Raw genomic sequence first — 16549 nt, 5'->3', positions numbered from 1 at the left:
CAGCTTATTATCACTGCCTATGCCGCAAGATAAAAACCGTCAGTTTCTGGAATTTGAAAAACCAATAAAAGATCTTTTTGAAGATATAGAAGGCTTTAAACAAAAGGCCGAAAAGACCAAACTTGATCTAACTGACCATATTAAGAGACTGGAAGAGCGTGTGCTGGAGACCCGTAAGGCCATCACCCAAAACCTTACGCCCTGGCAAAAAGTGCAGTTGAGCCGTCACCCCGACCGTCCGTATACAATGAAATACATCTCCAAAATGACCACCGATTTTGTGGAGTTGTTTGGAGACCGGAATGTAAAAGACGATAAGGCCATGGTGGGCGGTTTCGCGTCCCTCGATGGTCAAACCGTAATGATAATAGGCCAGCAAAAAGGTATCAATACCAAGGCACGCCAGTTGCGTAATTTTGGTATGGCCAATCCCGAAGGGTATCGCAAAGCCCTGAGGCTGATGAAGCTGGCTGAGAAATTCGATAAACCGATCATTACCCTTATCGATACGCCCGGCGCCTATCCCGGCCTTGAGGCTGAAGAAAGGGGCCAGGGTGAAGCCATTGCCCGTAATATTTATGAAATGATGCGGCTTAAAGTACCTGTAATATGTGTGATCATTGGTGAAGGCGCTTCCGGCGGTGCTATGGGCATCGGTGTGGGCGACAAAGTGTATATGCTCGAAAATACCTGGTACACCGTTATTTCTCCTGAAAGCTGCAGCTCTATTCTTTGGCGTAGCTGGGACCAGAAAGAAAAAGCAGCCGAACAGCTAAAACTCACTGCCGACTATATGTATGAATTTGGATTAATTGATGGTATTATTCCCGAACCTGTTGGCGGCGCACACTGGGATTACGATGAAGCCGCTACTTTATTAAAGCCATACCTCATTAACACCATCAAGGAGCTGAAACAGATGGATCCCGAAGAACGTGTTCGAAAGCGGATCGATAAGTTTAACAAGATGGGCTTCTGGGATGAAATAGCTTCCTAACCGCCCGGGTAACATTGATCGGTCATGAGCGAAGTCGAATGGCAAGGTTCATACACTGAGCGCCCTGAGCGTCCTGAGCGAAGTCGAAGGGTCGAAGGGTCGAAACGTTGATGATTTTGAGACCGGCTGTAGTAATTCTGCTCAACATCGTTGTGTCACTCACTTGGTCATCCTTATCTCTATTCAGCTATTACCAAATTTAAACGGGCTTTCCGTCCCGCAAGGCGGAAAAGCCTCAACCTAAAATATGCTCCCGATAGCTATCGGGATTAAATATCACAAGTTTTATGTCTCTTCGTCAATCTTTATACGGCACCGGCGTGGCATTGGTCACACCGTTCAAATCAAATGGGGAAGTTGATCTCGATGCGTTAAGCAAAATCATAGATTTCGTAATCAATGGCGGTACTGAATATGTGGTTACGCTCGGCACCACCGGCGAAACGCCTGCCCTCAGCAAAGAAGAAAAGATCGCCATCATCCGCTTCACCTACGAAAAAGTGAACAACCGTGTTCCTGTGGTAGTGGGCATTGGTGGTAACAATACGCCTGAAGTAATTAATGAACTGCAAACTTTTCCTTTAGATAAAGCAACCGCTATCTTAAGCGCCAGCCCTTATTACAACAAACCTTCGCAGGAAGGTATTTTCCAGCATTACAAAGCACTGGCTGCCGCATCGCCCAAACCTATTTTATTATACAATGTGCCCGGCCGTACCGGTCGCAATATGACCGCTGCCACTACCCTGCGCCTCGCTAACGAGGTTCCAAACATCGGGGGTATTAAAGAAGCCAGCGGCGATATGGGCCAATGCATGCAAATTCTCCGCGATCGTCCTGAGCATTTCCTGGTAGTGAGTGGCGACGACGCCCTGGTATTACCGCAAATTGCCTGTGGTATGGATGGGGTTATCAGTGTAGCTGCCAATGCATTCCCTCAACAATTCACCCACATGGTTCGCCAGTGTTTAAAAGGCGATTTTAAAGCCGCTAAATCACTCAACGATGTGTTGATTGAAGCCTACGACCTGATGTTTGTTGAGAACAATCCTGCCGGCGTAAAAGCCTTTATGGCCGAACTGGAATTGCTCGAAAACAACCTCAGATTGCCCATGGTTCCTTTGAGTGAAGGGGTGTACAAACAAGTACAGGAGTTCCTTAAAGGGAAATAAGAAATATCGAATATTGAATACTCAATGTCGAATGTCGAAGTATCGCATTCGACATTTGTTTTTTTGCCTTTAACTTCAGCATTCGATATTCTACATTCGATATTCAATATTTACCTGGGAATCGCTCTAAAAGTAACTCCCTCCAACGCCAGGCTCGTATTAGGGAATACCTCACACGCTTCCTGTTCAAAGAGATCCAGCTTGTCGTACTTCGAACTAAAATGACCGATGAGCAACCGGCCCACGTTGGCGTTTTTGGCTATGCAGGCAGCCTGGGTTGTGGTAGAATGAAAACGAAGCGCCGCCCTTTTTTCGAGGTCTTTTAAATACGTGGTCTCGTGGTACAACAGGTCAACGCCCTGTACTTTTTCTATCAATGATTCATCAAAAATAGTATCTGCGCTGTATGCGTACGATAATGGCTTCGCACCGGGGTTGGTCACCCATTCATTCTTTATCAAATCGCCATTTTTGTTGGTATAATCTTCCCCCCATTTCAACCGGTCGTAAAAGGCGGCCGGAACCCCATATTCAATCGCCTTCTCGGGATTCACCCGGCGTGGGGCGCGTACCTGGTCGAACCGGAACCCCCAGCACGGAATACGATGTTTGGTGGCAAAACAGGTTACTTTAAATTTATCGTTTTGAATGATCACCCCTTCTTTCTCCAGCGGATAAAAATGCAAGGTGTATGGCAACAGGTTGGAAGCGGCTTCCAGTTGCAGATCGAGTATTTGTTTTAACGGAGCCGGCGCAAATAAATGCAGGTCGTGCTCGCGATGCAACAAGCCCATGCTGTGCAAAAAACCCGGTAAACCGAAATAATGATCGCCGTGCAGGTGCGAGATGAAGATGTAATTAATGCGTGACCAGCGAATGCGGTATTTCGCCAATTGCTGCTGCGTGCCTTCCCCACAATCTACCAGGAATATACTATCATCCAGCGTCACTACCTGCGACGTAGGGTGCCGGTCGTACGCCGGCAAGGCAGAGTTATTTCCCAGTATAGTAACAGCCAGCATTCAATTCGTTAAGAGGTTATCACTTTGTTTAAGACGGCCATATAAGTTATTCTGCTGCATTTCGTTGCACAAATTTATAGAATCACCTGCATTGATCACTACCCACTTATTACCTATAACTTACCTCCTATTACATAATACTTGCAACTTACCCGCTTTCGGCCCGGGCTCTCCAATTTACCTTTATGGCGTTCAGCTTTAATATAACGTAAATCAATACCGCCGGATTGTATTCAAAATGTCGGCCAGATAGCTTTTACCAAATAAATTCAAATGGATCAACAATGGATATAAATTACAAACCTCCCATTGCTGCCTGTAATTGGCTGGCAGGGGAAAATGATACTGGTAGCTTTCATAAAACAGCGCATCAAAGCCGCCAAACAAGGTGGTCATGGCCATATCCATACTACGATGCCCATAATACACCGCCGGATCGATCAATACGGGTTTCCCCCTATCATCGCACAAAAAGTTACCGCTCCACAAGTCTCCATGCAACAGCGAAGCCGGTTCTGCAGGAAATATATTATGCAACCCTTGATATAGTTTTTCAAACAACTGCGCCTGTGCCGGTTCCAGCAATTGACGGTTAACGGCCAGTTGCACCTGCGGTTGCAATCGTTGCTGTATAAAAAATTCAATCCAGTTGTTAGCAAGTTTATTGTTTTGCGGCAGGGCGCCCATATAGTTATCGGTAGCCAATCCAAAGGCAGAGCCCTGTATCCGATGCAGAGCGGCCAGTTGTTCGCCAAATGTTTTCCAGAAAGCATCGGTCTTTAAGCCCTGCTCAATCCACTCCAGCAACAATACCTGGCTATCGCCGGCATGGCCTGTAGCAATTACCCGGGGAATGCGGATCACTTGTTGTTGCGCCAGCAAGGTTAACCCTTGTTGTTCGGTGTCGAATAAAGCAGGAAAGGCAGAAAGGCTATTGACCTTGCAAAAGAAAGTGGAACTGCCTGCCCGTATTCGGTAGGTATGGTTAATGGAGCCACCGCCTACAGAAGTGAACGTACAGGTGTGGTTTAATAATTGTTCTATGAATGATTGAACCGCTGCGGTAAGCATGCCACAGTTTCTGGTTTGTGGTTTATAGTTTGTGGTTCTTCTATTCCAGGCCTGCGACGTATTTGCTTTAGGCTGGGGCTTTCAGCTTCCTGTTTACAGCTTACAGAATCTTACGGCTTGCACCTATTTTGCCAACGCCCTACACTACCCGAGCAACTCCTTACATTCATGCAACAACCTGTCCTTATTCACCGCAGCCGTACCTACTTCCTCACATACCAGTCCGCCCGCAATATTGGCCACTTCGGCCATCAGGTCAATACGTTTGGTGGCGGCATAGATCAATGATGCCACGGCTATCACGGTATCACCGGCGCCCGACACATCTGCAATATTTCGTAAATGGGAAGGAATGATCTTCGACGTGCTGTTCTCCTGGTAAAAAACGCCTTTTTCCGACAGCGTGATGAATGAAATGGAATGGCGTAATTTCTTTTGTAATTGCTGATGAATATCTGTGAGCGTAGGCAGGTTTATTTCATCAATCAGCAGGTTGAGCCCGTCTTTTACTTCTTTCAAATTAGGTTTAAAAATATCTACGCCTTCGTAGGAGAAGAAATTTTTTCGTTTAGGATCCACCGTTGTGATCACGCCATGTTGTTTGCACAAGGCTGTTATTTCCCTGATCACCCGTTCGGTGAGCACGCCTTTGTTATAATCTTCAAAGATGACCACCTGCGGTTGTTCGCTGGTAATATACAGGCGCACTTTTTCAATCAGGGCGTTCTCATCATCGATGCTCAGGTCCCTGGTTATCTCCGCATCCAGTCGCATCATTTGCTGATTACGGCTGATGATGCGGGTTTTGGCCGTGGTAATGCGCGATGGTTGTTGCGCTATCCAGGTCGTATTAATATGATGTTCGTTGAAAAGCTCCGTTAAGGTGCGGCCGTTTTCATCATCCCCCATCACAGAAAGTATGGAAACCTGCGCGCCCAATGCAGCCAGGTTCAGCGCTACGTTGCCTGCCCCGCCTATGCGGTGTTCTTTTTTATCCAATGCCACTACAGGTACGGGCGCTTCCGGCGATATTCTTTCCACATGTCCCCACCAGTAAATATCCAGCATTACATCGCCTACGACACCAACTTTGATATTTGAAAAACCGGCAAATAGTTTATCGAAATCTACTTTACTCATATTTTCATCTGTTACAGGTTACCAGTTGCCAGTTACCCGTTGCCAGGACTTGAATTTTGATCCCTCTGCAAATAATCGGGATCTTCCAATTTTTTGCCCGGAAACCGGGAACCGGCAACCGGCAACTATGCGTTTTTCTTTGTTCGCACTGCAAGATAATATAAAGGAACACCTGTTAAAACAATTCCCAGGCCAACACCGGCATACAAAGGCTTCATTTTAATAAGGAATATACAAAACGTTAATGCGAGTATGATATAAATGACAGGCAATACCGGGTAACCAAAAGCCTTATATGGCCGCTCTGCATCCGGACGTTTTTTGCGTAAGATAAAAATACCCAAAATCGTCAGCGCATAGAACAGCACCGCTACAAAGGCAATCATATCCAGCAGATCGCCATAGCTCCCACTCAAACAAAGTATGCTGGCCATGGCACATTGAATCCACAAAGCAAATTCAGGTACGGCATTTTTATTCAGCGTACCAGTCTTTTTAAAGAACAAGCCATCTTTTGCCATGGTATAATAAACCCGGGCGCCGGCCAGTATCAGTCCGTTGTTACAACCAAAAGTCGATATCATGATCATCACGGCTATTACATAGGCGCCATTTGGTCCAAATATAGATTCGGCCGAAATTACCGCTAACCGTCTTGAAGGTGCAAACGCAATGTCGTGCAGGGGTAGCACATTCAGATACATCAGGTTGGCCGTTACATAAATGATGGTCACGATCAGCGTACCCAAAAAGAGGCTCAATCCGATATTTCTTTTAGGATTCTTTATTTCACCAGCAATAAAGGTGACGTTGTTCCAACTATCGCTGCTGAAAATAGAACCAGACATGGCAGAGGCAATGGCTCCTATTAAAGCAATACCAGTAATGGGCAGCCAGGAGCCATGATTGGGGACAGTAGCCCCGGGGGTCTTTGTAAAATGCATGGCATTCATACCTGTCGACAGGTTCTCGGCCCAAAAACTATTTTTTACAAGCAGAAACCCTAAAATGATCAGGCCAAATAAAGAGAAGAGTTTAACGCTGGTAAAAACGGTTTGAATGATCTTGCCGCCTTTGATGCCACGGGTGTTGGTATAGGTAAGAAATATGATCAGGAAAATGGCCAGCACCTGGGCGGCGGATATTTTAAATGTTCCGATGGTTAGCAGAAAAACATCTTCCCCCACTTCGGGTATTAAATAAGAAGTAAACCGGCTGAATGCCACCGCTACAGCTGCAATGGTCGCCGTTTGTATTACGGAAAAAAAGCTCCAGCCGTATAAAAACCCGGCCAGGGGGTTAAAGGCTTCTCTGAGATAAACATACTGGCCACCGGCTTTGGGATACATCCCACTCAGCTCACCATAGCTTACCGCTGCCACAATGGTCATAAAACCGGTGATCAGCCATACCGCAATAACCCAACCGGCGCTGCCCACATCTTTTGTTATATCTGATGTAACGATAAAAATACCTGAACCGATCATAGAACCGGCTACCACCATGGTAGCATCCACTAAACTGAGCGATGGTTTAAAAGAAGAAGCTTGTTCTGCCATATTGGTTATATAAGAGTAAGAAAATCAGGTTTTAACCGTCCCAAGATAAGGAAACTAACTTGAATCGTGGTTAATCCAAATTTCCACACATTTAACTGATATTGACGGAAATGTTCAGAAAGCTGCAAGCTTCAAGCTACACGCTGCAAGCTTCAAGCCGCAAGCCAAATGCAAAAAGCCAAAAGCAAAGTGTATTCGCTTTTGGCTCTGTGTGTATTTTGGTGCGGTTTTCAGCTTTAGGCCAGTATTCCCCGGTAACTGGTAACCGGCAACCGGTAACTTACTTCTTCTTCTCCTTATACTGCGTATTCAGCCCCGTGATCAAATCGCCGGTGATGTTATAGGCCGAATCCTTGTAGTATATTATAAACCCTGGCTCGTAAGAAAGTATATAGGAGTATTTCTTCGATTTATTGTACTCTTTCAAAAACTCTTCTACCTGCTTGCGCAGTTCGGTCATGCGATCAACCTGCAGCTTTTGCATTTCCTGCTCCAGTTCGCCCTTACGTTGCTGGTATTGCTGTTGCTGCAAACCAACTTCCCGTTGGGCCGCTTCGCCTTCCGCCTGCGTAATGGCATTGCCTTTTTCCTGCCATTTGCGAATGGTGCGCTGGTACTTGTTCGTTAAATCGGTCAACTCGGCGTTCATCGCGTTCTCTTTCTTCTTAATATCGCTCGATACGTCCTTGAAATATTCATAATGCTCCTGCAGGGAATCAATGTCAAAGTAGGCAATGGCAAAAGAAGAGGATGCATTTTTATCTGCTGTTACTGATACCTTGTTCTGTTTTTGAGCATGGGCAAAATGTAAGTAAAATAGTATACCTATGAGAGCAAGGGCCAGAGCACTTAATATAGTAGAAATATTTTTCATGAACGCCTTTTTTGCAAGATAGAATACAAGTCTAAAAGAGAATGTTAAAAATTTTAACAGGGGAACAGTAATAATAAAAAAGTAGGAAGGGATTAGCTTCCTACTTTGTATTACGTTTAATTAATTATTGCATTATTCTTCTTCGTCAAAGCTCATCGCTTCCCGGGTAGTTTGCAGCAATTCATATTCTTCCTTGCTACCAACGATCATGTTCTCAAAGTCACGCAAACCAGTACCTGCCGGTATCGGGTGACCTGTGATCACATTTTCTTTCAAGCCAAGCATATCGTCGGTCTTACCTTGTATAGCAGCCGATGACAGTACTTTGGTTGTTTCCTGGAACGATGCAGCCGAGATCCAGCTTTGTGTACCCAGTGAAGCCTTGGTAATACCCAACAGCACAGGATGTGATGTAGCGGGGTTGGCATCGCGGTACTCAACCAGCTTTTTGTCTGTACGACGCAGCAGTGAGTTCTCTTCGCGAATTTCACGCAGGCTCACGATCTGACCGGCTTTCAAACGAGCGCTTTCTCCTGGTTCAGAAATAACTTTCTTATCGAAGATCCAGTCGTTCTCGTCGTTAAAGTCAAAGCGGTCAACCAGATCTTCCTCCAGGAAGCGGGTATCACCCGGATCCACGATCTCAACCTTTTTCATCATCTGGCGAACGATCACCTCAATGTGTTTATCGTTGATCTTCACACCTTGTAAACGGTAAACCTCCTGAATTTCATTCACCACGTACTCCTGTACAGCGAATGGACCTTTAATAGAGAGGATATCGCTTGGTGAAACCTGTCCGTCAGATAGCGGCGCACCGGCTTTGATAAAGTCGCCGTCCTGTACCAGGATCTGGCGGGTTAACGGTACCAGGTATTTTTTGATAACGCCGTCTTTCGCTTCAACCACGATCTCGCGGTTACCACGTTTAATGGCGCCAAAGGCTACCACACCGTCAATTTCGCACACGATGGCGGGGTTACCCGGGTTACGTGCTTCAAACAACTCGGTTACACGAGGCAGACCCCCGGTGATGTCGCGTTGCATCCGCAGCGTACGAGGTATTTTCACCAACACCTGACCGGCTTTCACATCTTCTGATTCATCAACCACAATGTGTGAGCCTACCGGCAGGTTGTATTGTTTTACATCCTTGCCTTCTACGATCAGGGTAGGTATCTTGGTTTTATCTTTTGTTTCAATTACCACTTTCTCGCGGTGACCGGTTTGTTCGTCGGCCTCTTCGCGGTAAGTAATACCTTCAATTACATTCTCGAATTTCACCTGACCAACGATCTCGGCCACGATTACGTTGTTGAACGGATCCCATGTACACAGGGTATCGCCTTTTTTCACACTTTGACCATCTTTTACGAACAGGGTTGAACCGTAAGGAACGTTCACCACATTCAATAAACGATCGTTCTTGAGGTCCACGTTACGGATCTCACCGGTACGACCGATTACTACCTGAATAGGATCACCTTCATTGTTCACCGAACCTACAGTACGCAAACCGTCGAACTGAATGGTACCGTCGAACTTAGCATTCAGTGAAGATTCTACTGATGCAGAGCCGGCAACACCACCCACGTGGAAGGTACGCAGGGTAAGCTGTGTACCAGGCTCACCGATTGACTGGGCAGCAATGATACCTACAGCATCACCTTTCTGTGCCCGGTTACCTGTGGCCAGGTTCTTACCGTAACATTTTACGCACACCCCGCGTTTGCTTTCGCAGGTAAGTACGGAGCGGATCTCAACGGTTTCGATACCGGCTTCTTCAATCAGTTTGCCGATCTCTTCGTTGATCTCTTTTCCAGCCTCAACGATCAGTTGATCGTTTTGGGGGTTGTATACGTTATGAAGTGAAGTACGGCCAATGATACGGTCGTATAATGGCTCTACGATCTCTTCATTATCTTTCAGTGCACTGGTGGCAATACCACGCAGCGTACCGCAATCTTCTTCTGTAATTACCACATCTTGTGCTACGTCAACCAAACGACGGGTCAGGTAACCGGCATCCGCTGTTTTCAAGGCGGTATCGGCCAAACCTTTACGGGCACCGTGCGTAGAGATGAAGTAATCCAATACGTTCAATCCACCTTTAAAGTTAGAGAGGATCGGGTTTTCGATGATCTCACTTCCGGTTGAACCTGATTTTCTGGGCTTCGCCATCAGACCTCTGATACCGCACAGCTGTTTGATCTGCTGTTTGGAACCACGGGCTCCGGAGTCAAGCATCATGTACACAGAGTTGAAGCCCTGTTTATCGCTGCTCAATTCACGGATCAACGTTTCGGTAATGCGGGTATCCACCCTCGACCAGATGTCTACGATCTGGTTATACCGCTCGTTGTTGGTGATAAGACCCATGTTATAGTTATCCCATACCTCGTCTACTTCACCTTTTGCCTGATCGAGCACATCGCCTTTGATAGACGGGATGATGAGGTCATTGATGCTGAATGACAAACCACCTCTGAAGGCCGTACGGAAACCAAGTTGTTTGATATCATCGAGGAACTTGGCTGTCTTAGGCACATTCGTAATGGTGATGATGTCGCCGATGATCTCGCGCAAGCTCTTCTTTGTTAACAGGGCGTTGATGTAGCCAACTTCCTTGGGAACAAATTCGTTGAAGATCACCCGGCCAACGGTTGTATCGATCAGCTTTTTAACAATAGCGCCGTCGTTATTACGTACATCCGCTTTCACTTTGATGTGAGCGTGCAGGTCAATACGGTCTTCATTGTACGCAATAATAACTTCTTCAGTGCTATAGAAAGCTTTTCCTTCCCCGCGGATCTTTTCGGTTTCGGTAGATTTTTTACCCTTGGTAATGTAGTACAAACCAAGCACCATGTCCTGTGAAGGCAGGGTCATTGGCGCACCATTCTGCGGGTTCAAAATGTTATGTGAAGAAAGCATCAACAGTTGGGCTTCCAGAACGGCCGCGTTACTTAACGGAACGTGAACCGCCATCTGGTCACCGTCGAAGTCGGCGTTGAACGCAGAACACACGAGCGGGTGCAACTGGATCGCTTTACCTTCTATCAGTTTAGGCTGGAAGGCCTGGATAGACAAACGGTGGAGCGTTGGGGCGCGGTTTAACATTACCGGGTGCCCTTTCAGGATATTTTCAAGGATATCCCAAACAACCGCTTCTTTTCTATCTACCAGCTTACGAGCCGATTTTACAGTCTTTACGATACCCCTTTCAATCAGTTTACGAATGATGAACGGCTTGAACAGTTCAGCCGCCATATCTTTCGGTAAACCGCACTCGTGCAGTTTCAACTCAGGACCTACCACGATAACAGAACGACCAGAGTAGTCAACACGTTTACCCAACAGGTTCTGACGGAAACGGCCTTGTTTACCTTTCAACACATCCGACAGTGATTTCAATGCGCGACCACCTTCGGCTTTTACGGCGTTTGATTTACGTGAGTTATCGAACAGAGAGTCAACCGCTTCCTGAAGCATACGTTTTTCGTTACGCAGGATCACCTCAGGCGCTTTGATCTCTAATAATCTTTTCAACCGGTTGTTACGGATGATCACGCGGCGATACAGGTCATTCAGGTCAGATGAGGCAAAACGGCCACCATCCAGAGGTACTAACGGACGCAGTTCGGGCGGAATAACCGGAATGTATTGCATTACCATCCACTCAGGGCGGTTGGTGATGCGGCTATTGGCCTCGCGGAAAGCTTCCACTACGCTCAAACGCTTCAATGCATCGGCTTTACGTTGCTGTGAAGTTTCGGTAGCGGCGGCATTACGCAGGTCGAATGATAAGCTGTCGAGCTCAATTCTTTGCAGCAGATCGTGTACCGCTTCGGCACCCATCTTTGCAATGAACTTTTGCGGATCATCATCTGGCAGGTACTGGTTCTCCTTAGGCAGGTTCTCCAGTATTTCCAGGTATTCTTCTTCAGTTAACAGATCGCCTGATTTTAATCCGCGATCTTCCCTGATACCGGCCTGAATTACTACAAAACGCTCGTAGTAAACGATGCTCTCCAGTTTCTTGGAGCTAACACCCAGCAGATAACCGATTTTATTAGGTAAGCTTTTGAAATACCAGATATGTACTACAGGCACCACCAGTTTAATGTGGCCCATGCGCTCACGACGTACTTTCTTTTCTGTTACTTCAACACCGCAACGGTCGCACACGATCCCTTTGTAACGGATACGCTTATACTTACCGCACGCGCACTCATAATCTTTTACCGGTCCGAAAATACGTTCGCAGAATAAACCATCACGCTCGGGCTTGTACGTACGATAGTTTATGGTTTCAGGTTTCAATACTTCACCATAGCTACGTTCCAAAATGGAATCCGGTGAAGCCAGCCCGATAGTGATCTTAGAAAATGTGGCTCTGGGACGATTATCTTTTTTAATAGCCATATTTCAGGTTTCTTGTTTCTAGTTTTTTGTTTCTTATTGTAGGCTTTCTGTTCATTGCTCGGCTTTTGTTGTGTCACTCACTTGTACTTTCTATTCGCTGCTCAGCAATTCAAATTGTACAAGCGATCCCGACTTTAAAGAACCATAAACAATAAACTATAAACCATAAACTATTCAAATTTCAGATCGAGACCTAAACCTCTCAATTCATGCACCAATACATTGAACGACTCAGGAATGCCGGCTCTTGGTATATTATCGCCTTTAACAATGGCCTCGTAGGTTTTTGCACGGCCGATAATATCATCCGATTTAATGGTGAGCAATTCCTGCAGAATGTTCGATGCACCGTACGCTTCCAGGGCCCACACCTCCATTTCACCGAAACGCTGACCACCGAACTGTGCTTTACCACCCAGCGGCTGCTGTGTAATAAGACTGTAGGGTCCAATGCTACGGGCGTGCATCTTATCATCAACCATGTGGTGTAGTTTGATCATGTAGATCACACCCACGGTTGCTTTCTGGTGGAAACGGTCACCGGTTTCACCGTCATACAGGTGCGTATGGCCGAAGCTTGGTAAGCCTGCATTATTGATGTGTTGAGCAATTTCTTCGGTAGTGGCCCCGTCGAAGATCGGCGTAGCGAACTTCACTCCCATTTTCAAACCGGCCCAGCCTAATACAGTTTCATAGATCTGGCCCAGGTTCATACGGGAAGGTACCCCCAGCGGGTTCAGTACAATGTCAACCGGCGTACCATCTTCCAGGAACGGCATGTCTTCTGCACGCACGATCTTGGCAACGATACCTTTGTTACCGTGGCGACCGGCCATTTTATCACCCACTTTCAGCTTACGCTTAACAGCCAGGTATACTTTAGCCAGTTTCAACACACCGGCAGGTAACTCATCCCCGATTGAAATGTTGAACTTCTCTCTTTTATATCTACCCAGTTCTTCGTTGTACTTGATATTGTAGTTGTGCAACAAGGTGTTGATGGCATCATCGGTAGGTGCATCACCTGTCCAACCCAGCGGGTTTACGTTCTGGTAATCGATACCACCCAGGTTCTTTGGATTGAACTTGGCGCCTTTACCGATCTGCACTTCACCGAAGTTGTTGTTTACACCGGCAGAGGCTTTATCTTTCAATAAGGTCTGCAGTTTGTTCAACAATTCTTCTTTCAGGTCTTCCACGTTCTTCTCGTGCACTTTTTCCAGCTTTTCCAAAGCCGCTTTCTCACGGATCTTCGCGTTCTTGTCTTTCTTGGCGCGTTGGAACAGCTTTTTACCGATCACTACCCCTTCTACTCCGTTTGGCGCTTTCAAAGAAGCATCCTTGGCATCACCGGCTTTGTCACCGAAGATGGCGCGTAACAGTTTTTCTTCCGGTGTAGGATCGCTTTCGCCTTTAGGCGTGATCTTACCGATCAGGATATCGCCTTCTTTAATGGCGGCACCCATGCGAATGATACCATTTTCATCCAGGTCTTTGGTAGCTTCTTCCGATACGTTTGGAATATCCGGAGTCAACTCTTCTTCACCCAGTTTGGTATCGCGCACTTCCAGTTCATATTCAGAAATGTGAATAGAAGTGAACAGGTCTTCTTTGGCTACTCTTTCGCTGATCACAATGGCATCCTCGAAGTTGTACCCTTTCCATGGCATGAACGCCACTTTCAGGTTACGGCCCAGTGCCAGTTCACCTCCCTGTACCGCATATCCTTCTGTAAGGAAATCGCCTTTTTTCATGCGTTGTCCTTTTTTAACAGCAGGCTTGTGGTTGATACAGGTTTCCTGGTTGGTTTTTATAAACTTGGTCAGTTTGTAAATTTTCAGGTCATCTTCAAAGCTCACCAAACGGTCAGCTTCTGTACGGTCGTAGCGAACATGAATTTCACTACCATCTACGTACTCAACTACACCTTCGCCTTCAGAAAGGATCTGTACACGGGCGTCGCGGGCAGCTTTAGCTTCCAGCCCTGTACCCACGATCGGGTTCTCAGGACGGATCAGCGGAACAGCCTGACGTTGCATGTTCGATCCCATCAGCGCACGGTTGGCGTCATCGTGCTCAAGGAAGGGGATCAGGGAAGCACTCAAACCCACGATCTGGTTTGGCGCTACGTCCATGAATTCCACTTCGTTCTGGTCAAGGATCGGGAAGTCGCCCGTTTGGCGGCTGGTGATCTTCTCTTCCACGAAGTGGCCTTTCTCATCGAGCGGCGAACTTGCCTGGGCGATCTTGGCGTTATCTTCTTCTTCTGCACTCAGGAAGGTGAGCTTTTTCAGGTCAACCTTTCCATTATCTACTTTATGATATGGCGTTTCAATAAAGCCCATTTCGTTGATCTTGGCGTGTACGCAAAGCGTAGAGATCAAACCGATGTTCGGACCTTCGGGTGTTTCAATGGTACACAAACGGCCGTAGTGGCTGTAGTGTACGTCACGAACCTCGAAACCGGCTCTTTCACGGCTCAAACCACCGGGTCCGAGTGCGGAGATACGACGTTTGTGCGTGATCTCACTCAGCGGGTTGGTTTGATCGAGGAACTGAGACAATTGAGAAGTACCGAAGAACGAGTTGATCACAGACGACAGTGTTCTGGCGTTGATCAGGTCAACCGGCGTAAACACCTCATTATCGCGCACGTTCATTCTTTCGCGGATGGTACGGGCCATACGGGCCAAACCAACACCGAATTGAGCATACAATTGCTCACCCACAGTACGTACACGACGGTTGCTCAGGTGATCGATATCATCAATTTCCGCTTTACCGTTGGTCAAACGAACCAGGTATTTAATGATCTCGATGATATCTTCTTTGGTCAATGTTTTTTGATCAAGCGGCTGATTCAGCATCAGCTTGCGGTTGATCTTGTAGCGACCTACTTCACCCAGATCGTACCGTTTGTCGCTGAAGAATAATTTATCAATGATACCGCGGGCTGTTTCATCATCCGGCGCATCGGCCCCGCGCAACTGGCGGTAGATGTGCTGAACGGCTTCCAGCTCACTGTTCGAAGTATCTTTGTTGAGGGTGTTGTAAATGATAGCGTAGTCACCGCCTACATCTTCTTTCTGCACGAATACGCTCTTCACGTCCATGTCGGCGATCATATCTACTGCTTCTTCATCAAGCACGGTATCGCGCTCCAACACCACTTCGTTTCTTTCAATTGACACTACCTCACCGGTATCTTCGTCTACAAAGTCTTCAACCCATGTTCTCAATACACGGGCAGCGAGGCGTTTGCCAAGATATTTTTGAAGTGATTTTTTATCGCCTTTTACTTCATCGGCCATACCGAACAGTTCCAGGATGTCTTTATCGGTTTCGTACCCGATAGAGCGCAACAGCGTGGTAACCGGGAATTTCTTCTTACGGTCGATGTACGCATACATCACGTTGTTGATATCGGTAGCGAACTCCATCCACGCACCTTTGAAAGGAATTACGCGGGCAGAATAGATCTTGGTACCGTTGGGGTGAATTGACTGGCCGAAGAATACACCAGGAGAACGGTGCAATTGAGAAACCACCACGCGCTCAGCTCCGTTGATCACGAAGGTACCGCGGGGGGTCATGTAAGGAATGTTACCCAGGAACACATCCTGAACGATGGTCTGGAAGTCAACGTGCTCTTCGTCGTTACAGCTCAGCCTGAGCTTTGCTTTCAACGGAACAGCATATGTTAAACCGCGCTCCATACACTCTTCGATGGTGTAGCGGGGCGGGTCAATAAAATAATCCAGGAATTCGAGCACGAATATGTTTCGTGTATCGGTAATCGGGAAATTTTCCTTAAACACCTTGAACAACCCTTCAATGTTACGCTTGTCGGGTGTGGTCTCTAATTGGAAAAATTCTTTAAACGATTGAATTTGTACTTCGAGTAAGTCAGGTGCTTCAGCAAGATTTTTAATTTTACCGAAGTTGACCCTGTTTGACAGTTTTGTTGAAGACATATTGCTTAAAACCGGTTTTTTTTATTGTTCGATCGACCAACCATCTATATACAAAAAAATTTTCCTTGAGAATTCTAACCCTTTTTTGTTCATGCCGGAACTCGAAGGTTAAACTCCCAAAGAATTAAAAAAGAGGCAGTTATGTTAAATTGGCCATGTATCAACGTACCTCTGCTAATTAGCTTTTTGTGAAAAATGGAGGGCAAAGGTAAGAAATATACCAATTCAGGCAAGAATTTATTCACAAATACCGGCCGCCACTCATGTATATTATTTACCGTTTATAATTAATTGATATTTAACGTGAGCTTTTCC

Annotated in this window: 9 protein-coding genes; 2 read left to right on the top strand and 7 right to left on the bottom strand. The window is 46.4% G+C overall.

Features of this window, described 5'->3' with window-relative positions; genetic code table 11:
• Positions 1-19: 19 nt before the first annotated feature.
• Together FAM09_RS26305 and dapA are read left to right on the top strand one after the other, a co-directional pair.
• On the top strand, positions 20-997 hold the full coding sequence (locus tag FAM09_RS26305) for an acetyl-CoA carboxylase carboxyltransferase subunit alpha (RefSeq protein WP_136580151.1): 978 nt from the start codon (positions 20-22) through the stop codon (positions 995-997).
• A gap of 287 nt (positions 998-1284) precedes the next feature.
• Entirely contained in the window at positions 1285-2169 is an 885-nt protein-coding gene (dapA, locus tag FAM09_RS26300; RefSeq protein WP_136580150.1) for a 4-hydroxy-tetrahydrodipicolinate synthase, read from the top strand.
• A gap of 110 nt (positions 2170-2279) precedes the next feature.
• Here dapA and FAM09_RS26295 read toward each other — a convergent pair whose 3' ends face one another.
• The 7 genes from FAM09_RS26295 to rpoB form a co-directional block, all read right to left on the bottom strand.
• On the bottom strand, positions 2280-3191 hold the full coding sequence (locus FAM09_RS26295) for a ribonuclease Z (RefSeq protein WP_136580149.1): 912 nt from the start codon (positions 3189-3191) through the stop codon (positions 2280-2282).
• 213 nt (positions 3192-3404) lie between these two features.
• On the bottom strand, positions 3405-4262 hold the full coding sequence (locus FAM09_RS26290) for a fructosamine kinase family protein (protein WP_136580148.1): 858 nt from the start codon (positions 4260-4262) through the stop codon (positions 3405-3407).
• A 144-nt stretch (positions 4263-4406) separates the two neighbouring features.
• Positions 4407-5402 (bottom strand): bifunctional heptose 7-phosphate kinase/heptose 1-phosphate adenyltransferase, encoded by a 996-nt coding sequence (locus FAM09_RS26285; RefSeq protein WP_136580147.1) that lies wholly within the window; start codon positions 5400-5402, stop codon positions 4407-4409.
• Positions 5403-5527: 125 nt separating this feature from the next.
• Positions 5528-6961: an APC family permease gene (locus FAM09_RS26280; protein ID WP_136580146.1), complete on the bottom strand. Its 1434-nt coding sequence runs from the start codon at positions 6959-6961 to the stop codon at positions 5528-5530.
• Between the two features lie 280 nt (positions 6962-7241).
• A complete protein-coding gene (locus FAM09_RS26275; RefSeq protein WP_136580145.1) occupies positions 7242-7835 on the bottom strand; it encodes an OmpH family outer membrane protein in 594 nt (197 codons plus the stop codon).
• Positions 7836-7967: 132 nt separating this feature from the next.
• Positions 7968-12260, bottom strand: a complete 4293-nt coding sequence (gene rpoC / locus FAM09_RS26270) for a DNA-directed RNA polymerase subunit beta' (RefSeq protein WP_136580144.1) — start codon at positions 12258-12260, stop codon at positions 7968-7970.
• A gap of 170 nt (positions 12261-12430) precedes the next feature.
• Positions 12431-16234 carry a DNA-directed RNA polymerase subunit beta gene (gene rpoB, locus FAM09_RS26265; protein ID WP_136580143.1) on the bottom strand — a complete coding sequence of 1268 codons (3804 nt, stop codon included), beginning with the start codon at positions 16232-16234 and terminating at the stop codon, positions 12431-12433.
• Between the last annotated feature and the right edge of the window lie 315 nt (positions 16235-16549).

It is taken from the genome of Niastella caeni (assembly GCF_004834005.1).
Taxonomy (GTDB): Bacteria; Bacteroidota; Bacteroidia; order Chitinophagales; family Chitinophagaceae; genus Niastella; species Niastella caeni.
Note: the sequence above shows the minus strand (reverse complement) of the source record. Positions and strands in the feature narration are given on the sequence as shown.

Excerpts from the sequence above, each read along its gene's own strand:
- rpoC (WP_136580144.1), bottom strand. The coding sequence starts at position 12,260 with ATGGCTATTAAAAAAGATAATCGTCCCAGAGCCACATTTTCTAAGATC.
- FAM09_RS26275 (WP_136580145.1), bottom strand. The coding sequence starts at position 7,835 with ATGAAAAATATTTCTACTATATTAAGTGCTCTGGCCCTTGCTCTCATA.
- FAM09_RS26285 (WP_136580147.1), bottom strand. The coding sequence starts at position 5,402 with ATGAGTAAAGTAGATTTCGATAAACTATTTGCCGGTTTTTCAAATATC.
- dapA (WP_136580150.1), top strand. The coding sequence starts at position 1,285 with ATGTCTCTTCGTCAATCTTTATACGGCACCGGCGTGGCATTGGTCACA.
- FAM09_RS26290 (WP_136580148.1), bottom strand. The coding sequence starts at position 4,262 with ATGCTTACCGCAGCGGTTCAATCATTCATAGAACAATTATTAAACCAC.
- rpoB (WP_136580143.1), bottom strand. The coding sequence starts at position 16,234 with ATGTCTTCAACAAAACTGTCAAACAGGGTCAACTTCGGTAAAATTAAA.
- FAM09_RS26280 (WP_136580146.1), bottom strand. The coding sequence starts at position 6,961 with ATGGCAGAACAAGCTTCTTCTTTTAAACCATCGCTCAGTTTAGTGGAT.
- FAM09_RS26305 (WP_136580151.1), top strand. The coding sequence starts at position 20 with ATGCCGCAAGATAAAAACCGTCAGTTTCTGGAATTTGAAAAACCAATA.
- FAM09_RS26295 (WP_136580149.1), bottom strand. The coding sequence starts at position 3,191 with ATGCTGGCTGTTACTATACTGGGAAATAACTCTGCCTTGCCGGCGTAC.